17 protein-coding genes are annotated in these 19,357 nt (G+C 60.6%); 7 read left to right on the forward strand and 10 right to left on the reverse strand.

Annotated elements, in window-relative coordinates:
* Nucleotides 1-240 precede the first annotated feature (240 nt).
* Genes ABLV76_RS13400 through ABLV76_RS13410 form a run of 3 tightly spaced genes read right to left on the reverse strand, consistent with a single transcriptional unit; the run spans nt 241 to nt 7,202 of the window.
* Nucleotides 241-3,333, reverse strand: coding sequence for an efflux RND transporter permease subunit (locus ABLV76_RS13400; protein WP_348878349.1), 3,093 nt, complete (start codon nt 3,331-3,333; stop codon nt 241-243).
* A gap of 13 nt (nt 3,334-3,346) precedes the next feature.
* Entirely contained in the window at nt 3,347-4,426 is a 1,080-nt protein-coding gene (locus ABLV76_RS13405; protein WP_004202498.1) for an efflux RND transporter periplasmic adaptor subunit, read from the reverse strand.
* A 52-nt stretch (nt 4,427-4,478) separates the two neighbouring features.
* Entirely contained in the window at nt 4,479-7,202 is a 2,724-nt protein-coding gene (locus ABLV76_RS13410) for a cation-transporting P-type ATPase (RefSeq protein WP_017899015.1), read from the reverse strand.
* 501 nt (nt 7,203-7,703) lie between these two features.
* Here ABLV76_RS13410 and ABLV76_RS13415 point away from each other — a divergent pair.
* The gene (locus ABLV76_RS13415; RefSeq protein ID WP_002893037.1) at nt 7,704-7,952 is read left to right on the forward strand and encodes a DUF1158 domain-containing protein; all 249 of its coding nucleotides are present in this window, start codon (nt 7,704-7,706) and stop codon (nt 7,950-7,952) included.
* 17 nt (nt 7,953-7,969) lie between these two features.
* Here the strand turns inward: ABLV76_RS13415 and ABLV76_RS13420 are convergent, their stop codons facing one another.
* Together ABLV76_RS13420 and ABLV76_RS13425 are read right to left on the reverse strand one after the other, a co-directional pair.
* Complete coding sequence (locus ABLV76_RS13420) at nt 7,970-8,311, reverse strand: RamA family antibiotic efflux transcriptional regulator (protein ID WP_004202492.1); 342 nt, start codon at nt 8,309-8,311, stop codon at nt 7,970-7,972.
* Nucleotides 8,312-8,341: 30 nt separating this feature from the next.
* On the reverse strand, nt 8,342-9,457 hold the full coding sequence (locus tag ABLV76_RS13425) for an MBL fold metallo-hydrolase (protein WP_025999133.1): 1,116 nt from the start codon (nt 9,455-9,457) through the stop codon (nt 8,342-8,344).
* Between the two features lie 179 nt (nt 9,458-9,636).
* Between ABLV76_RS13425 and ABLV76_RS13430 the strand changes: the two genes are divergently transcribed.
* The 3 genes from ABLV76_RS13430 (at nt 9,637) to nfsB (ending at nt 11,359) form a co-directional block, all read left to right on the forward strand.
* Complete coding sequence (locus tag ABLV76_RS13430) at nt 9,637-10,218, forward strand: TetR/AcrR family transcriptional regulator (RefSeq protein ID WP_017899014.1); 582 nt, start codon at nt 9,637-9,639, stop codon at nt 10,216-10,218.
* Nucleotides 10,218-10,586, forward strand: a complete 369-nt coding sequence (locus ABLV76_RS13435; RefSeq protein ID WP_004202487.1) for an MmcQ/YjbR family DNA-binding protein — start codon at nt 10,218-10,220, stop codon at nt 10,584-10,586. The genes ABLV76_RS13430 and ABLV76_RS13435 overlap by 1 nt, the downstream gene beginning before the upstream one ends.
* A 119-nt stretch (nt 10,587-10,705) precedes the next feature.
* Nucleotides 10,706-11,359, forward strand: a complete 654-nt coding sequence (nfsB, locus tag ABLV76_RS13440) for an oxygen-insensitive NAD(P)H nitroreductase (protein WP_108450628.1) — start codon at nt 10,706-10,708, stop codon at nt 11,357-11,359.
* A 257-nt stretch (nt 11,360-11,616) separates the two neighbouring features.
* On the opposite strand, the gene ABLV76_RS13445 is transcribed toward nfsB, so the two are convergent.
* The 4 genes from ABLV76_RS13445 to ABLV76_RS13460 form a co-directional block, all read right to left on the reverse strand.
* Entirely contained in the window at nt 11,617-11,904 is a 288-nt protein-coding gene (locus tag ABLV76_RS13445) for a helix-turn-helix transcriptional regulator (RefSeq protein ID WP_108450629.1), read from the reverse strand.
* Nucleotides 11,897-12,214, reverse strand: coding sequence for a type II toxin-antitoxin system RelE/ParE family toxin (locus tag ABLV76_RS13450; RefSeq protein WP_108450630.1), 318 nt, complete (start codon nt 12,212-12,214; stop codon nt 11,897-11,899). The genes ABLV76_RS13445 and ABLV76_RS13450 overlap by 8 nt, the downstream gene beginning before the upstream one ends.
* 184 nt (nt 12,215-12,398) lie before the next feature.
* Nucleotides 12,399-13,442, reverse strand: coding sequence for a hypothetical protein (locus tag ABLV76_RS13455; protein WP_060656299.1), 1,044 nt, complete (start codon nt 13,440-13,442; stop codon nt 12,399-12,401).
* 537 nt (nt 13,443-13,979) lie between these two features.
* A complete protein-coding gene (locus ABLV76_RS13460; protein ID WP_348878350.1) occupies nt 13,980-14,846 on the reverse strand; it encodes a helix-turn-helix transcriptional regulator in 867 nt (288 codons plus the stop codon).
* A 108-nt stretch (nt 14,847-14,954) separates the two neighbouring features.
* Here ABLV76_RS13460 and ABLV76_RS13465 point away from each other — a divergent pair, with 108 nt between their 5' ends.
* Both ABLV76_RS13465 and ABLV76_RS13470 read left to right on the forward strand, forming a co-directional pair.
* Nucleotides 14,955-16,382, forward strand: coding sequence for an MFS transporter (locus ABLV76_RS13465; protein ID WP_023319904.1), 1,428 nt, complete (start codon nt 14,955-14,957; stop codon nt 16,380-16,382).
* Nucleotides 16,383-16,452: 70 nt separating this feature from the next.
* Nucleotides 16,453-17,697, forward strand: a complete 1,245-nt coding sequence (locus tag ABLV76_RS13470) for a mechanosensitive ion channel family protein (protein ID WP_004202471.1) — start codon at nt 16,453-16,455, stop codon at nt 17,695-17,697.
* A 2-nt stretch (nt 17,698-17,699) separates the two neighbouring features.
* On the opposite strand, the gene ABLV76_RS13475 is transcribed toward ABLV76_RS13470, so the two are convergent.
* Nucleotides 17,700-18,680: a LacI family DNA-binding transcriptional regulator gene (locus ABLV76_RS13475; protein WP_108450632.1), complete on the reverse strand. Its 981-nt coding sequence runs from the start codon at nt 18,678-18,680 to the stop codon at nt 17,700-17,702.
* Nucleotides 18,681-18,928: 248 nt separating this feature from the next.
* Between ABLV76_RS13475 and ABLV76_RS13480 the strand changes: the two genes are divergently transcribed.
* Nucleotides 18,929-19,345 (forward strand): Exc2 family lipoprotein, encoded by a 417-nt coding sequence (locus ABLV76_RS13480; protein WP_004202462.1) that lies wholly within the window; start codon nt 18,929-18,931, stop codon nt 19,343-19,345.
* Nucleotides 19,346-19,357: the final 12 nt, after the last annotated feature.

Below are 19,357 nucleotides of genomic sequence, written 5' to 3' on the forward strand. Positions count from 1 at the left end.
TTACCGGGCCTACAGAGTCTGTTCGCTATGATATGGCCCCTGAAATCTACGGGCGTGCAGCAGGGCCGATTCCCGCTGAAATCGGCGAACCGGAGGTCGGCAGATAAGGCGGGGCTCACGCCCAAACGCAACGTGAACGCAAAACCCCCCCTCACCCTACCCCTCTCCCAAAGGGAGAGGTGACCGCCCGGTAGTCGTTGCAGCCTGGAGTATCCCCGTTACCGACGGTTAGCGCCGCGCTTACCCCCGCCGATGCGCCCACTCGCGCATACGCTGAAACAGAACATACAGCGAAGGAATAAACAGGATGCCAACCATCGTCGCCACCAGCATTCCGCTGAACACCGTGGTGCCGATGATCCGCCGGCTCTGCGCCCCGGCGCCGGTGGCGAGCATCATCGGCATGATGCCGATAATAAACGACACCGCGGTCATCATCACCGCGCGGAAGCGGCGGGTGGCGCCCTCGCGCGCGGCGTCGACTATCGACAATCCCTCTTCGCGCCGGCTGCGGGCAAACTCAACGATCAGAATCGCATTCTTCGCCGCCAGGGCGATCAGCAGCACCAGTCCTATCTGGACATACACATCGTTGGCATAGCCCGCCGTCCACAGCCAGAGCAGCGCTCCGCCGATGGCGAACAGCACCGAAAGCATGACGCTCGCCGGCAGCGTCCAGCTCTCATACTGCGCCACCAGGAACAGCCACGCCATCGCCACCGCCGCCAGCACGATCCACACCGCCTGATTGCCGGTCTGCTGCTCCTGCCAGGAGATGCCGCTCCAGGCGTAGTCATACCCCGGCGGCAGATGGGCCTGCAGAATCTGCTCCATAGCCGCCATCGCCGTACGGCTGCTGACCCCCTCGGCCGCTGAACCGCTCACCGACACGGACGGGAACTGGTTGTACTGCTGAATAAACGGCGCCCCCACCGTCGGCGTAATGGTGACCAGATTGCTCAGCCGCACCCGCTCGCCGTCGCGGCTGCGGACGTACAGCTCGCTAATCTGCTCAGCCCGCTCGCGCCACTGCATCTCATTTTGCATCACCACATGATAGACACGGTTGTTAAGGCTGAAATCACCGGCGCGCGTGCCGCCGAACGCCGTCTGCAGGCTGCTGAAGATCTGCGCCACCGGCACATCCAGCAGCGCCGCCCGATCGCGGTCGACCGTCAGGGTCAGCTGCGGCACGTTGCTGCTCCAGGTGGTAAACACCCGGCTCAGCTGCGGATGCTGTTTCGCCAGTTGAAGGATCTCCTGCGTCACCTGCTCCAGCTCCGCCGACGACTGACCGGCCTGCGTCAGGATGCGCAGGTCAAATCCCGAGGCATTGCCCAGGCCCGGCAGGGTCGGCGGCGCGAAGGTCATGATCGTCGCCTCCGGCAGCGACAGCAGCTGGCGCTGGATATCCGCCATCACCGCATCCAGCGGCGGCCGCTGATGCCAGTCCTTGAGCATTACCGAGATAAACCCGCCGTTAGAGGCGCTGGTGCCGTTGAGAATGTTGAAGCCGGACACCTGAATCACATCCTCCACCGCCGGGTTAGCCATCAGCAGCTTGCGCGCCTGGGCCATCACCGCTTCGGTACGCTCCAGCGACGCCGCCTCCGGCAGCTGCACGCTGGCAAACAGGTAACCCTGATCTTCCTGCGGCAGGAAGCCTTTCGGCATTGAGCTAAAGCTGAACGCCACCAGCGCGCCCGCCGCGACCGTCGCCGCCAGCGCCAGCCAGGGGCGGCGGTTCATCCAGCCAACCAGCCGGCCATAGCCGTCGCGGGTGCCGTCGAGGAGACGGTTAAACGCCCGCCACACCGCCGCCGGCCGGGCGGGACGCGGGCGCAGCAGTAGCGCGCAGAGGGCCGGGGTTAGGGTTAACGCCACCAGGCTCGACAGGGCCACCGCGGTGGAGAGCGTCACGGCAAACTGCCGGTACAGCTCGCCGACGATCCCCGGGAGCAGCGCCACCGGCACAAACACCGCCAGCAGCACCAGGGTCGTGGCGATCACCGGCCCGGCGATCTGCCGCAGCGCCTGGGCGGTGGCCTGCAGGCGATCCAGCCCTTCCGCCATTTTGGTTTCCACATTCTCCACCACCACAATGGCGTCATCCACCACCATCGTCAGGGCGAGAATGATCGCGAACAGGCTGAGGGTGTTGGCGCTGTAGCCCAGCAGATAGAGCACCGCAAAGGTGCCGATCAGTGACACCGGGATCGCCAGCACTACGATCAGCGTCGCCCGCCAGCTCTGCAGGAACAGCGACACCACCACGACCACCGCCAGCAGGGTCAGCGCCAGCGAGACGCCGATCTCTTTGATCGTCGCCGCCACAAAGCGGGTGGTATCGAACTTCACCTCCCAGGTGAGATCCGCCGGAAAGCGGGTGTGCAGGCGGTTAAGCTCAGCGCGCACTGCGCTGGCGACCTGCAGGGCATTGGCGGTGGGCGTCGGGTAGATACCCAGATAGGCCGACGCTTTACCGTTGAGCTGCGCGCCGGAGCTGTAGCTGCGGGCGCCCAGCTCAATGGTCGCCACGTCAGCGAGGCGAACCAGCTGCCCCTGCGCGCCGCGACGGAGGATAATCTCGCCAAAGCTGGCCGCCTCGTTCAGACGCCCCAGCCCGTTGATGGTCAGCGTCTGCTGCTGGCCGTTGAATACCGGCGGGGTGCCCACCTGCCCCGCCGCGCCCTGCACATTCTGCTCACGCAGCGCCTGGGCAACGTCATCCGTGGTGATGTTGAGGGCGTTCATGCGGTCCGGACGCAGCCAGATGCGCATACTGTAATCCCGGGCGCCAAACATCTGCACCTCACCGACGCCGGGCAGGCGCGCCAGCGCCTCGCGCACCTGGGTGCTGGCGTAGTTACTGACAAACAGCGGCGACAGCGTGCCCAGCGGCGAGTAGAGGCTCACCCCCATCAGCAGGTTGCTGGCGCGCTTGCGGACCTGGACCCCATTCTGCTGCACCTCCGCCGGGAGCTGCGCCAGCGCCTGCGACACCCGGTTTTGCACGTCGATCGCCGCCAGGTCGGCGTCGGTGCCCGCCGCGAAGGTAATACTCAGACGGTACGTTCCCTCATCCGAGCTGGTGGACTCCATATACAGCATATGATCGACGCCGTTGAGCTGGGTCTCCAGCGGGGCGGCGATAGCCTCCGCCACGTCTGACGCGCTGGCGCCCGGCCAGCTGGCGCTGACGTTCACCACCGGAGGCGTGATCGCCGGGTACTGCTCCACCGGGATCAGCTTCAGCGACACCGCGCCGACAAAGGTCAGCAGCAGCGCGATCACCATGGCAAATCGCGGACGACGGATAAAAAAGGTCAGCATCCCTTCTCCTTACTTAGTTCAGCACCTGTACCGCGGCGCCTTCGCGTAAACGCTGCGCGCCGTCGGTGATCACCTGCTCGCCCGCCTGCAGCCCTTTCTCAACCGCAAACTGCTGCCCCTGCTGCCCCGCGAGGGTCAGACGACGCTGCCCGGCGGTATGGTCCGGCTTCAGCACCCAGCTGAAAAAGCCCTGCGGATCCTGCTGCACGGCGGCGGCCGGGATCATCACCCGTGACTGCAGCTCCTGCGGACGGAACAGGATTGTTACGCTGCCGCCCGGCAGCAGACGGTGCTGCGGATTGGCGAACTCGGCCCGCACCGCCACGCTGCCGGTGCGGGCGTCAATCCGGTTATCGATGGAGGTCAACACCCCATCGCGCCGTTTGCCATCCACGTCAATCTGCGCCAGCCACGCCTGCTTCAGAGCGTGGATGTCGGCATGCTGGCCGGTTTTGCTGAAAAACGCGGCTTCGTCGAGGGCGAACGAGACCCGCACCGGATCCAGCTGCACAATGTCCACCAGCACTCCGCTGGATGGGTTAATCAGCGTCCCGACGTGAAAGGCGCTGTGGCCCACCCGTCCGGTCACCGGCGCCGCAATCCGGGTATAACTGAGCACAATCTGCTGGGCCTCGACGCGGGCTTTCGCCTGCTGCACGGCGGCGGCGGCGACGTCGCGCTGCATCCGGGCTGTGTCGACGTCGTTGCGGCTGATGGAGTGGTTGTTGATAAGTCGCTCGTAGCGAGTGAGCAGCTGTTGCGACTGGCGTAATGAGGCCTCTGCGCTTTTCAGCTCGGCCTGCGCCAGGGCCAGCGCCGCGCGGGGCTGTGCGTCGTCGAGGGTAAACAGCAGGTCGCCCTCGGTCACATACTGCCCGTCCTGGAAGTGGCGCTGAACAATCACCCCTTCGGTGCGCGCGCGAATGTCGACGGCGCGGATTGCCTCGACCCGTCCGGGGATGGCGCGTTCTTCAGCATGAGGAGCCAGTTCGGCCGTGGCGACGCGGACCGGCACCGCCGGCGCGGCGGTGGCCGTCAGGGCGCTGCTGGCCAGGGCGCTAGCCAGCAGCGCAAAGCGGAAGGTTTTAATCATAGGGGATCCTTGCGACAGTAACGCGCGCCTGCGGCGAGGCGCGCGAGATCGATCAGGCCGTTTTGCGGAACCGGCGCGTCAGACGCTTCTCGATTTCCACCACCAGGAACATGGCGATGCCGATGACCAGGGTGACAAACCAGTAGCGCAGCGGCAGCGCTTCCGTGCCAAACATGTTCTGCATCAGCGGGACATAGATAATCACCAGCTGCATCAGCAGCAGGACACCGGTCACCAGCCAGATGCCTTTGTTGCGCAGCAGGCCCATGCTCAGGGAGAAGCTGTCGCTGCTGCGGCAGTTGATCATGTAGACCCACTGCGCCGTCACCAGCATCTGCAGCAGCACGGTGCGGATAAACTCCGGACTGTGGCCGCGCGGCGCCAGCCAGGCCTCAAGGATAAAGGCGGCAATAGCAATCATAGACCCGACAAAAGCCACCCGCCACACGGCGAAACCATCCATCACGTGCTGGCCGGTTTTACGCGGCGGGCGGTTCATCACGTTGCGCTCCGCGGCCTCAAAGGCCAGGCCGAAGGAGAGCGTCGCCGACGTCGCCATGTTCATCCACAGGATCAGCACCGGGGTCAGCGGAATCATGTTCCCCGCCAGCAGGGCGATGATGATCAGCAGTCCCTGCGCCAGGTTGGTCGGCATGATGAAGAGGATGGTCTTCTTCAGGTTGTCATAGACCCGACGGCCCTCTTTTACCGAGCTGGCGATGGTGGCGAAGTTATCATCGGTCAACACCATGTCAGCCGCCTCTTTGGTGACTTCGGTACCTTTGATACCCATCGCGATACCCACGTCGGCCTGGCGCAGCGCCGGCGCGTCGTTGACGCCGTCGCCGGTCATGCCGACCACTTCGCCGTTATCCTGCAGGGCTTTCACCAGGCGCAGCTTATGCTCCGGACTGGTGCGGGCAAAGATGTCGTACTCCACCGCCGCCTTTGCCAGCGCCGCATCGTCCATATGCTCCAGCTGGTAGCCGGTCATGGCCTGGCTGCTGTTGGTGATCCCCAGCATCTGGCCGATGCTCATCGCCGTCTGCGGGTGGTCGCCGGTGATCATCTTCACGCGGATGCCGGCGGTCTGGCAGGCGTGGATAGCGTCAATGGCTTCCGGACGCGGCGGATCCATCATCCCGGCGATGCCGAGGAAAATCAGTCCCTCCTGCAGATCCTCATGGTTCAACGTGGTGGCATCAAGGCTGGCCGGCTTACAGGCCGCCGCCACCATGCGCAGCCCCTGACGGGCGAAGCGCGCCATCTCCTCTTCCCAGTACTGCGCCTCGAACGGCACCGCGCCCTGGCGGCTCATCTGCTCACGGCACATGCCGAAGATGACATCCGGCGCACCGGTGATTAACACCCGGGCATCGCCATCGATGTGCTGCAGCGTCGACATATATTTGTACTGCGAGTCAAAGGGGATCTTGGCCACCAGACGGGCCTCCACCGCCGGGAGCTGCGCTTTCGCCGCCAGCACCTTCAGCGCCCCTTCGGTTGGCCCGCCGGTGATCCCCCACAGGCCGCGCTCATCCTGGATAAGCTGGCTGTCGTTGCACAGGTCGATGGTGCGCAGCCAGGTCTCCAGCACGGTACCCGGCTGAACCTGCACGGGCTCATCGCTCCCCTCAAGGAAGATCCGCCCCTGCGGCTCATAGCTGTCGCCTTCCACCCGGTAGCAGCAGTCGGCGGTGATGATCGCCTTGACGGTCATTTCGTTCATCGTCAGGGTGCCGGTTTTATCCGAGCAAACCACGGTCATGGCGCCGAGGGTTTCCACGGTCGGCAGCTTACGGATAATCGCCCGCTTGCGCGCCATCGTCTGCACGCCGAGCGACAGAATAATTGAGATGATCGCCGGCAGTCCTTCCGGTACCGCGGCCACCGCCAGGCTAATCAGCGACAGCAGCAGCTCGCCCATCGGGATATCCCGCAGCGCGAGGCTGAAGATAAACAGCGCCACCATCATGGCGAGGATAATGACGAAAATCGCTTTGCCGAGCTTATCCATCTGCACCAGCAGCGGGGTGCGGTGCTTCTCAATGCCCGCCATCATCTGGTTAATGTGGCCGAGTTCGGTCTGCGCGCCGGTGGCGGTCACCACGCCGACGCCGCCGCCGGCGCTGACGGTGGTCCCGGAGAAGACCATGTTCACCCGGTCGCCCAGCGGCAGGTCGCCTTCCAGCGCGTCGGTGATTTTATCCACCACCGTCGACTCGCCGGTGAGGATCGCCTCTTCCACCCGCAGGTTGTGCGTTTCAATCAGCCGCATGTCCGCCGGCACGCGGTCGCCGGCGCGCAGGATAACGATATCCCCCGGAACCAGGTCGCGCGTCGGGATAGTCTCATGTTTGCCGTTACGCTGGACGCGGGCATCGCTGGAGAGCATGTTGCGGATCCCCTGCAGGGACTTTTCGGCGTTGCTCTCCTGGATATGGCCGATCAGGGCGTTAATCACCGTCACGCCGAGGATCACCAGGGTATCGACCCAGTGCCCCATGATGGCGGTCAGCGCCGCCGCGGCCAGCAGCACGTAAATCAGTACGTCGTTAAAGTGGGCAAGAAAGCGCAGCCAGGCCGGTTTCCCTTTCTTTTCCGGCAGCGCGTTCGGCCCACAGCTATTCAGGCGCTCGGCGGCGTCTGCGGAACTTAACCCAGCGGCCTGGCTTTTGGTCTGCGCCAGCACTGCGTCAACGGTCTGCTGCCAGACCTGCCGTGGCGCGGTGTCGCCCGAGGGCGTCGTAAACTTTGGGTTATTCATCTTGGTCAAATTACATTTTCCTTATAAATTCCGTGAGTCGGAAAGCCTGAAATCATTCCTGGCCAATGCAGTAAAAGGTGGCGAAAAAGCCGATAAAAATGTGAACCAATACAAGCCTAAATTTTTCGCAAAATAAAAAATATGTGGTAAGTTAATTCCACGAGCCAACTATTACAGAATATTAATAAACCAAAACTAAACGAGGTTAAATATGTTTGGAATCTACCGCGGACGCCGTCTGGCGCTGTACATCCTGCTGGCCATCATCGCTGCCACGCTGGTGGGATATAGCACTTATAGTTTTGTAAAAGCGCTGGCATAATAATGACAGTAATTTACAGGAGACTGATTTTAATTTAATTACAAATTATTTCAGATTAATTAACATGGGAATAAAAGGCAGACCATAATATTAAACAGAGGCGCATTAAGGCGAGTAAAATACAAAGCATATTGCGTTAGGGATTATTTTGCCGGACAATATGTTTTTTAACTGATGATTAACATGACATGAAACATCCGCTGGAAACGCTCCTCTCCGCCGCCGGGATCCTGCTCCTGGCTCTGCTCTCCTGTCTGCTGTTGCCCGCGCCGTCGCTGGGCCTGACGCTGGCGCAAAAGCTGGTTGAGACATTCCATATGATGGATCTCAACCAGCTTTATACGGTGTTGTTTTGTTTGTGGTTCTTAGCACTGGGCGCCATTGAGTATCTGGTGCTGCGCTGGGTGTGGCGTCGCTGGTTTTCGCTCGAACGCTAAACCAGGAAGGGCGCGCCTCAGTGGGCGCGACTGTGGTTCTCTTTACGGTAGGCGCCCGGCGGCAGATTGAAGGTCCGGGTGAAGACGCGGGTAAAGGTCTGTTGCGAATCGAAGCCATACTTCAGGCAGATATCGTAGACCCGCTGATCGGTGTCACGCAGATCGCGGGCGGCCAGCAGCAGCTTCCTTTCGCGAATATAGCGCCCCAGGCTCTCCCCTTTATACTGTAAAAACAGCCGTTGCAGATGCCATTTCGAATACCCGGCATGGCGAGCGATATCATCAATACGCAGCGGTTGATGCAGGTTGTCATCAATCCACTCGACGATAGTATCAATCACCTGAGCGGAAATCGTCATATGCTCTCTCCTCTGATACTGCACTGGCGCTTAGCGCCACCAGGCGTTAAATGATTGCGTCTTATCGGCGACCCACACCGGCTCGCCCTGCACAGGCGTCAGCAGACGCCAGGCCCTTCCTTCGCTGGCAGCCGCCAGCCGTTGATACGGTTCATCCCAGCTGTGTTTCGCCAAAACGAATCGTCCTGCATGCCCAGGCAGCACCGCGCGAGCGCGCAGGTCGTCGGCGGCCTGAGCTGTTTCATCCGGCATCATGTGAATATATTTCCAGTCCTGGTCATACTGCCCGTTCTCCATGATCGCCAGATCGACCGGACCAAATTCATCGCCTATCGCTTTAAAGTGCGGCCCATAGCCGCTGTCGCCGCTGTAATAAATCTTTTGCTGCGGGGTAACGAACAGAAAACTGGCCCACAGCGTCTGGTTGCGCTTCAGCCCACGGCCGGAAAAGTGCCGCGCCGGCAGGACGTGGACGGTGAGCTCGTCGTTAACCGGAATCGCCTGCTGCCAGTCCGCTTCGGTAATCAGCGCCCCGTCCATCCCCCAGTAACGCAGGTGCGAGCCAACCCCCAGCGGCGTAATGACCCGCTTAATTTTCGGCAGCAGAGCGCGGATGGTGGCGTAATCCAGATGGTCGTAATGATCGTGGGAGATGATCAGCAGATCGATCTCCGGCATCCCTTCCGCACGCCACGGATAGTCGCCGGGAAAAGCTTTATTAATAAAGGAGAACGGCGCCGCGTAATCGCTGAACACCGGGTCGATCAGGATGCGTTTTCCCGCCAGCTGCAGATACCAGGAGGAGTGGCCGAGCCAGACCATCACGTCCTGCCCGAGGGGCAGCGTCGCCAGATCGGTCTTCACCAGCGGCAGCGGCTGCGCGGGACGGGCGTTTTCCCGTTTGGTCATCAGGAAATCCCACCATGCCGCCAGCATATTCTTTTGCCCGGTGAACCCCGGCGTGGGCAGCTGGTTATGGAACTGGCCATCCCGGTAGTGGGGGGACGCTTCCACCTGGCTAAGCTGTGCCCCCTGCGGCGCCTTACCAAAACCGGCATTGAGGACAAACGGCAATGTCGTTGCTGCTGCGAGTAACATGATGGCGACCACGCTGAAAGTGACACGGTTCATATCCTGACCAGACAAAAGCCCCCATCCCGGAGGCTTTATGATATAACTTGATTATGAGTGAGTACGCACTCATTATTAGGAATGTGATGAAAGTCGTCAAGACGATTTTCAATTTTTGCGTTCCGCCGTTGCAGCAACCAGGTCAGACGTGCAAAGATCGGCGGTTTGTTTAAACCTGCGTGAGGAAAAAAGTAGTGGCTCGTCCAAAGAGTGAAGATAAAAAGCAAGCGTTACTGGAAGCTGCCACCGCGGCTTTCGCCCAGTCCGGCATCGCCGCCTCGACGTCGGCCATCGCCCGCAGCGCCGGTGTGGCCGAGGGGACGCTGTTTCGCTATTTCGCTACCAAGGATGAGTTGCTCAACGAACTGTACCTCGCCATTAAGCTGCGCCTGGTGCGCACCATGATCGCCGGGCTGGATCCGGACGAGAAGCGCCCGAAAGAGAACGCGCGCAATATCTGGAACAGCTATATCGACTGGGGCGTGCGCAACCCGATGGAGCACAAGGCGATCCGCCGTATGGCGCTCAGCGAGCGCATCACTGACGAAACCCGCCGCCAGGTGAAAGAGAGCTTTCCGGAGCTCAACGAAATGTGCCAGCTGTCGGTGAAAGAGATATTCCTCAGCGAGGCGTATCGCGCCTTTGGCGACGCCCTGTTTTTGTCGCTGGCGGAAACCACCATCGAATTCGCCAGCCACGATCCGCAGCGCGCCCGGGAGATTATCGCCCTCGGTTTTGAAGCCATGTGGAACGCCCTGCATGAGGCGGACGCCTAATGACGCCGGAAACACTGCATCCCTGCGCTCACCGTATCGCCCTGACCTACCCGTTTACCGAACACTGCTGGCCCTTTGGGCCGGAGTACGATGTGTTTAAGGTCGACGGCCGCATCTTTATGATCACCATGACCATTCGCGGGCGGGCGCTGGTCAACCTGAAGGCCGAGCCGCAGAAGTCGCTGCTCAATCAGGAAATTTATCGCAGTATCGAACCCGGCTACCATATGAACAAGAAACACTGGATCACGGTGGTGCCGGGCGACGACATCAGCGAGGATCTGCTGGCCGAGCTGATTGACGATTCGTGGCACCAGGTGGTGAACAAGCTGAGCAAAAAGGCGCAGCAGCGCCTGCGTCCGCGCTGATTTTCAGCCAAACGCGATAAGTGTTATCGCATTTTTCACCCTTATCATTTTGCGATCTTCGCTGTACTCTTCCTCTCCTGAACGCACCGGTAAGGTGCTGTAAACTGTGAGGAAGAGTTATGGATATCGTATCGGTCGCTTTGAAGCGCTATTCCACCAAGGCCTTTGACGCCACGAAAAAGCTGACTGCCGGGGAAGCGGAACAGCTGAAAACGCTGCTGCAGTACAGCCCGTCTAGCACCAACTCCCAGCCGTGGCACTTTATCGTTGCCAGCACCGATGAAGGCAAAGCCCGCGTGGCGAAAGCCGCCAGCGGTACCTACGTGTTCAACGAACGTAAAATTCTTGACGCCTCGCACGTGGTGGTGTTCTGCGCGAAAACCGCGATGGACGACGCCTGGCTGCAGCGCGTCGTGGATCAGGAAGAGGCCGATGGCCGTTTCGCCACTCCTGACGCAAAAGCCGCTAACCACAAGGGCCGCACCTTCTTTGCCGATATGCACCGCAAAGAGCTGAAAGATGACGATCAGTGGATGGCGAAGCAGGTGTATCTCAACGTCGGCAATTTCCTGCTGGGCGTAGCGGCGATGGGCCTCGACGCCGTGCCGATCGAAGGGGTTGATTTTGCGCTCCTCGATGAGGAGTTTGACCTGAAAGCCAAGGGCTACACCAGCCTGGTGGTGGTCCCGGTTGGCCACCATAGCGTGGAAGATTTCAACGCTACCCTGCCGAAGTCGCGTCTGCCGCAGTCGACGACCATTACCGAGATTTAATCTCTCCACGGGCGCCTTTAACCGGGCGCCTCTGGTGCCGCTTGTCAGTGCCGGATGGCGGCCAGGCCTTAACCGGCCCACATAACCATCCATATATCAGATAGTTACTCCTCGCCGTAGGCCCGCGCAAGCGCAGCGCCGCCGGGCGATGACAATGGGCACGGAGCCGATTTTATGCCTGGTGGCGGCTGCGCCTGACCCGGCATACGGGATCCTCTTACAGGCTTACACCTCGCAGCACCGCCGGGCGCGCTAATTTAGTAAAGTAAAACTTGCGGGTGCTTTATACCGCACGCTAGCGCGTATCGCGTTAAGGTATCCAGGCTGGTGCGGGTGATATTGGCTTCCATTCTGGAGACCGTTGGCGCACTCACCCCCATCCTCTGCGCCACCTGGGCTCGGGTCAGCCCCGCCTGCTCGCGCCATTGTGCCAGCATAGTACGTAATCGGTGCTTACGTTCTTGCGCATCGAACGCAGCCTGAACCTCAGGCTGGCTAAGCAGTTCTGTTTTTAACGTATCCCAGTCAATGATCTTTTTACTCATTGCGCATCTCCTCTAATCGCTTCAGCGCCAGGCGAATTTCCGATAACGGGATTTTTTGCGTTTTCTTGACAAAAACCCGTAGCAGAAAGAGCGTTTTGTTTTGCTGAAAAACGTAGATCCCCCGCCCCTGTACCGAACCTAACGCTCGAATTTCAAATAGCCCTTGTCCAAGCGGTTTACTATCAGGTTCTCTCAGCGCGGTGGGATTTTGGCGTAACTTGTCTAATTGCCTGATCATCTTAGCCTGGACAATAGCCGGAAGCGCCTGCAACTCCTTTTTAACGTCCACATGCACAACCATTCTGAACATCAGACTCCCTTCCTCTGAATGTTAGCATAGAAGATAAATTGCCTTAAAGGCTAATCTTTGAGATACCCGGCAAGCCTATTCTCATTTGCAGCCAATCGCAGAAAAATGCGCTAAAACTGGAATCAGGGACGAAAAAAAGCCGCGACTTAGCGCGGCCTGAGTGGTTAGCATGCTCAAAACGAGGTTAGTTGTTCTTCCCCCGCCCTTCACCCGCGTGCCAGATGCGCTCGGCATAGCGGCCAATCACCGCCAGCGAGACGGCAAGGATCAGGAAAAACAGCACCTTGTGCATCCCGTTCCAGAAAAACTCAAAGAAGCGGGTATAGAGATTGATCGCCAGAAAGGTTAACCCAAAGCCGCGCAGCATTGCGTCATCGGTTTTCAGGCTGATAAAAATGCAGACGCCGGCCGCCGCGGCAAACAGCAGCCCCCACGGCAGGAGTCGCGCCTGGCTTACGTTGTACCAGCTGTCAGCGTCGTAATTGCCGAAAATCGACAGGATCCACAGCGCAATAAACAGGTACGTGAGGCCCATCGCCTTGCTGACGGTAAACAGCTGACGCTGGCGAAGCAAGGACTGCGCGCCGTAGCAGAGCGCCAGCAGCGCGCCGCCGAACAGGACGAAGCGAATCGGGTAGTTCATGCCCAGCCAGTAGGCGCCCCACCCCGAGACGTAGCCGGTTTCTGCGCCAAACCAGTTGCCCAGCGCCAGCAGAAAAAAAAGCCACACCAGCCCGGAGCGGGCAACATAGCCGATAGCGCCGTAAATCATGCATCCGGCCAGAAACAGCGGCGCGATATGGCCGCTGCCGTTATCCAGCCGTTCACCCAACTGCCATAGCGCCACCGCGGTAAAGACGACGCCCAGAAACAAAATCGCCTCGGTGCTGTAGTGCCACTGCGTCTCCCGCCGCTGGCGGCGAAAACCCCAGCCGTAGCAGGCGACTGCCAGCAGTGCAGGCAGCAGGATCCGCGTCAGCGCCGAGTGGCTGAACAGGCTCAGCAGCCACGCCACCAGTTCGCTGTCGGCAAACAGACTGCCCAGAGCAATCAGCACGCAGGCCAGCGCGGTCCAGAAGGCATAGCGGCTCAGGCGCCGCCAGTCGAAGGGGGAGACGCGCAGCGTGTGCGCCAGCCGCTGACTGTCCGCCGGGGTTAACTCCCCGCTGGCCTGCCAGGCATTCAGCGCGCGCTGAATAATGCGCTGCTCTTTTCGGGTTACGTTCATAGGCATTCCTTGAGACTGATGACAAACCTGTTTTCGCTAATATGCTCGCCTCTTTGCCGGGTGGCGGCGTACGCCTTACCCGGCCTACAAACCCAAATCACCGCGGGTCCTGGGGCTGCTGAAACTGCCGGTGCTGGCGGCCTCAACATCGCTGAGACGTTCCCGGAAGGCCGGGGCAGCCCGCATGGATGCGGGCTGAGGGGCCGTGTTTTGCATGGACGCTGCCTCGGCCCGACCCGAAGCCTGCAGGGATAAGTCGAAGGCACCACGAAGTGGCGATGTTGCTGGCCGGAGCCCGGGGTACAGGTGGCGGCGGCGACTGGCCGCCCCCTGTGCGCTCCCTGCGCCACGGAAAACAGAATGAAGAAAAATTAACCGGGAGCGCAATGTGCGCTGAAGTCGCAGATAACATAAAAGACTTCCCTGCAGTGCTTTCCCTCACCCTGGCCCTCTCCCGGCGGGAGAGGGAACCGTCCAGCAGCGCCGGCCGGGCAATACCCGAAGATGGCACATTACCAGCCATCTGATTCCTTGTGATTAATGTTGGTCCAGCCACGTCAACGCCTGCTCGCCCGCCTCGTCCATCGGCAGGTAGACCAGCAGACGCGAACCATTGCGCGGCGCCGAATACCAGTACATCTGCTGCAGGCTGAATTGCCCGAGCTGCGGGTGGTTAAAATGTTTAATCTGGTTTTCCACGCCGCGCACCTCGTAGCGCTGATGCCACAGCGCTTCAAACTCCGACGAGGCGGCGAAAAAGCGCGCCAGTTTGTTTTCCCATGCCGGATCGCCACGGTGCTCGGCCATCGCGGCGCGGAAATAGGAGACAAAAGTCGGCAGCACATCGCGATTTTCAATCCGGCTGCGCCAGGTCTCATGGGTCAGATACAGATAAATGCAGTTGCGATCTTCTTCCGCAAGGGTGGCGAAATCGACACCCATCAGGCGGCAGAAGCTATCGTTCCAGGCCACAATATCAAAGTTCGGTTTCTGAATGCTGGCCGGCTGCGGCATCAGGCTGTCCAGCATGCGGCGGGTGCCAGGGCTGATGCCTTCGCACGCCGTCACCTGGGTGGATTCCGGCGGGGTCAGCCCGGCGAGCACGAACAGATGCCGGGTCTCCAGCGGACTGCACTGCAGGGCATTCGCCACCCCCACCAGCACTGCCTCCGACGGATTCACCTCCCGCCCCTGCTCCAGCCAGGTGTACCAGGTAACGCCGACGTCGGCGAGCATCGCCACCTCTTCCCGGCGCAGACCCGGCGTGCGTCGGCGGCCCACCCGGGGTAACCCCAGGCGCTGCGGATCGAGGCTTTCACGGCGGGCGCGCAGAAACGCCCCCAGCTGTTTGCGCCGATCGTCCGGCACGGCGAACGTCGACTCCCGTTGCGGCATCGTGGTCATCACCCCTCCAGCATGGTAGTTCCAGTACCAGTATAGACAGGAACTGGTACCCGTTTAATTTATCGGTAATGCTACGTCGGTCTGCTGAATGACGCAATGGAGATTCCCATGAAAACGTCTGCTGTTTCACCCGGCCGCGCCGGTCTGTTGCTGCTGCTGGGCGGCCAGATGCTGCCGCTTATTGATACCTCGATCACCAATGTGGCGCTGGACGCCATCACCCATACCCTGGCGGCCAGCGCCACGCAGCTGGAACTTATCGTCGCGCTCTACGGTGTCGCCTTTGCCGTCTGCCTGGCGATGGGCAGTAAGCTTGGCGATAACTATGGCCGCCGGCGCCTGTTTATGTGGGGCGTCGCGCTCTTTGGCATTGCTTCCCTGCTGTGCGGCATAGCGAACAGCATCAGCGCCCTGCTGGCCGCCCGCACTCTGCAGGGCGCCGGTGCGGCGCTGATTGTGCCGCAGATCCTCGCCACCCTGCACGTCACCCTCAAAGGCCCGGCCCACGCCCGGGCTATCAGCCTGTACGGCGGGATCGGCGGGATCGCCTTTATTGTCGGACAGATGGGCGGCGGCTGGCTGGTATCGGCGGACATCGCCGGGCTGGGCTGGCGCAACGCCTTTTTTATCAATGTGCCGATCTGCCTGCTGGTGCTGGCCCTGAGCCGCCGCTATGTGCCGGAAACCCGTCGTGAGACGCCGTCGCGGATTGACTGGCAGGGCACGCTGTACCTCGCCCTCATCCTCTGCTGCCTGCTGTTCCCGATGGCCCTCGGTCCGGAGCTGCGCTGGCCGCTGTGGCTGCAGCTGATGCTGGTGGCGGTCCTGCCGCTGCTGTTCGCCATGCGTCAGAGCGCCCTGCGCCAGCAGCAGCGCGGCGATCATCCCCTGCTGCCGCCGCGTCTGCTTCAGTTGACCAGTATCCGCTTCGGGATGGCCATCGCCCTGCTGTTTTTCAGCGCCTGGTCCGGCTTTATGTTCTGCATGGCGCTGACCATGCAGGAAGGGCTGGGGATGGCGCCGTGGCAGTCCGGCAATAGCTTTATCGCCCTCGGCGTGGCCTATTTTATTTCGGCGCTGTATGCCCCGCGGCTTATCGCCCGCTACAGCATGGGGCGGATCCTGCTGACCGGTCTGGCGGTGCAGATCGCCGGTCTACTGCTGCTGTGCGCTACCTTCTCCCGCTTCGGGATCGCCACCACCGCCCTGACGCTGGTCCCCTCCACAGCGTTGATCGGCTACGGCCAGGCGCTGATCGTCAACAGCTTTTACCGGATTGGTATGCGCGATATCAGCGCCAGCGACGCCGGGGCCGGGAGCGCCATCCTCAGTACCCTGCAGCAGGCGACTCTCGGCCTTGGGCCGGCTATCCTCGGCTCGCTGTTCCTGGCGCTGGCCCGTCGCGGCGGCGGAAACTATCCGCAGGCGCTGATTGATTTTCTGCTGGTCGAGGTGGCTATGATGCTGTTGCTGGGGGCCATCGCGCTGTGGCTGCGTCATCATCTCAACCGACAGCCGGCGACGGTAGCGTCGTAATACCGGCGGCGGTGATTTGCATAATCGTTATCCAGCGGTCATCATACCCGCTGGATATTCAGGAGACGTTATGCAGGAATTAATATCGCAAATTGCCGCCTTAGGAATCGAAATAACTCCCACCCGCTCGCTGATGATTATCTTCGGCATTATCTTGTTCACCGCCGTCGTCGTGCATCTGATATTGCATAAAGTGGTGCTGCGCGCTTTTGAAAAACGGGCATTGGCCAGCAGCCATCTGTGGCTGCAAATCATCACGCAGAATAAACTCTTTCACCGACTGGCCTTTACCCTGCAGGGGATCATCGTCAACGTGCAGGCGGTGCTGTGGCTGCAAAAAGGCAGCGAGGCTGCGGAAATATTAACCACCGTGGCTCAGCTATGGGTGATGATATATGCCATGCTGTCCTTCTTCTCGCTGCTGGATGTGATCTTAAAGCTGGCGCAGAAATTTCCCGCCGCCTCTCAGCTGCCGCTGAAGGGGATATTCCAGGGAATTAAGCTGGTTACGGCGATTATTATCGGCATCCTGATTATTTCCCTGCTGATAGGCCAGTCGCCAGCGATCCTGATTAGCGGGCTCGGCGCCATGGCCGCGGTGCTCATGCTGGTATTTAAAGATCCGATCCTTGGTCTGGTGGCCGGTATCCAGCTCTCGGCCAACGATATGCTCAAGCTTGGCGACTGGCTGGAGATGCCGAAGTACGGCGCCGACGGCGCGGTGATCGATATCGGCCTCACTACGGTCAAGGTACGTAACTGGGATAATACTATCACCACCATTCCGACCTGGTCGCTGGTCTCCGACTCGTTTAAAAACTGGAGCGGCATGTCGGCCTCCGGCGGCCGCCGCATTAAGCGCAGCCTCAACATCGACACCACCAGCATTCATTTCCTCGATGAACAGGAGCAGCAGCGCTTGATCCGGGCGAAGTTGCTTAAACCCTATATGGATTCGCGCCACGAGGAGATTAGCGCCTGGAACCAGCAGTATGCCGGGGAACAGTCGGTTCTCAATGAGCGGCGAATGACCAATGTCGGCACCTTCCGCGCCTATCTGCAGGAGTATTTACGTCATCATCCGCGCATCCGCCAGGATATGACCCTGATGGTGCGCCAGCTGGCGCCGGATGCCAACGGCTTGCCGATCGAGATCTATTGCTTCACCAACACCGTGGTGTGGGCGGAATATGAGGGGATCCAGGCGGATATTTTCGATCATGTCTTCGCCGTGGTGGAGGAGTTTGGCTTACGCATTCATCAGACGCCCACCGGCAACGACATTCGCGCGCTGGCGGGCGCCTTCTCCCGCTGACCTCAAGCGCTGGCGCGGTCTATCACGCGCCAGTCCATCATCACCCGCTCGACGGCAGCGTCGGGATCGTCGATGCGTTTCATTAACAGATCCACCGCCGTGCGGCCGATCGCCCGGGAGGGCTGTTCGACGGTGGTCAGCTGCGGGGAGACCACTTCCGCCAGCTCGGTGCCGTCGAAGCCGATCACCGCGATATCCTCCGGCACCCGCAGTCCAGCCTGGTCAATTGCCCGCAGCGCCCCGGCGGCAAGGGAGTCCGAAACGGCAAACACCGCGTCGGGCTTCTCGTCTTGCGACAGTAGCTGCTCCATCGCCCGTTTACCGGCCGCCGCGCTAAGATCCTGCGCGTAGGTCACCTGCTGATACGCCAGACCGTGCACGTGCAGCACGCTTTTATAGCCGCGCTCGCGCAGGCGGGCGTAGCGATAGCTGAGGTCGTGATTAATGAGCGCGATGCGACGGCGGCCGCCGTCGGCCAGCCGGGACACCGCCCCCTGGGCCGCCTCGACGTCGTTAATCCCGACGCAGGAGATGCTGCCTGTGTCGGCATACTCCGCGCACTGCACCCAAGGTGCATCGCCAATCATGGTGGTCAGTTCCGGCAGGCTGGAGAGCGCGTTCATGGTAATAATGCCGTCGACCATTTTGCCGGAGAGCAGCTGCAGGCCCGAGGTCGAGCGGGCCAGATCCGACCCGGAATTACACAGCAAAATGCGGTAGCCGTTCTTCTCCGCCTCTTCTTCTATCCCTTTCACCACCTCGGCGCAAAAAGGGTTAGCGATATTGGAGACCATCACCAGGATCATATTGCTGCGGGCGGTTCGCAGCTGACGCGCCAGCAGGTTCGGCTGATAGTTGCTCTCTTTGATCGCCTGCAGCACGCGCTCACGGTTTTTGGCTTTTACCGTATCGCTGTTGTTCAGCACCCGCGACACCGTGGCCACCGAGACGCCGGCCAGACGAGCAATTTTCTGAATAGACATAAACCCTGCACTTCCTGCGATAGAGGTGGATCCTGCAGGCTATCATAAATGAGCTCTGGTTGGCCTGCCAGCCTGGCGCGAAAGCGTGGCTCAGTAAGACGGCGTCTCGGGACACTATTAATAATCAGGGCTTCTCTCCCGCCCCGATAACGCGCATCCTTTTGCCGTTTCATATTCTCATTAGCGCAGGAGGCGCAACAGACCGCCTGCGCCCCATTTGTTCTTTTATGATTAAGGATGATATCCCCATGAGGCTCTCCACCGCGATTCTCGCCCTCAGCTGTGCCCTGGCAACGATCACCGGCTGCACCTCGTCAAAATCGTCACCGGAACGCCACGCCTACGCGTTCGTCGCCCACCGCTCCGATTTTGTCGGCGGCAACTTCACCGTCAACCGCCAGGAAAATTACCGTTTAAACCTGCCGACCTTCACGGCGATGTACGCCCGCGGCCAGCAGGATAAAGCCGCTGGCATGAGCGAAAGCGACGCCCGCCGCACCGCGGAGGCCATCAAACAGCAGGCGGCGCAGGGCACCCGCACCGAGCACGCCTTTACCGGCAACGCCAGCGACAAATGGGATAATGCAATGGAAAATAAAGATGCCGTCCTGTTCGGCAACGAACTCTCCGGTGCCTATCTCGACGGCTATCTTGGGGTGAAATAATCCTTCGCTCCC

Source organism: Klebsiella sp. GB_Kp047 (genome assembly GCF_040065235.1).
GTDB classification, from domain to species: Bacteria; Pseudomonadota; Gammaproteobacteria; order Enterobacterales; family Enterobacteriaceae; genus Klebsiella; species Klebsiella quasipneumoniae.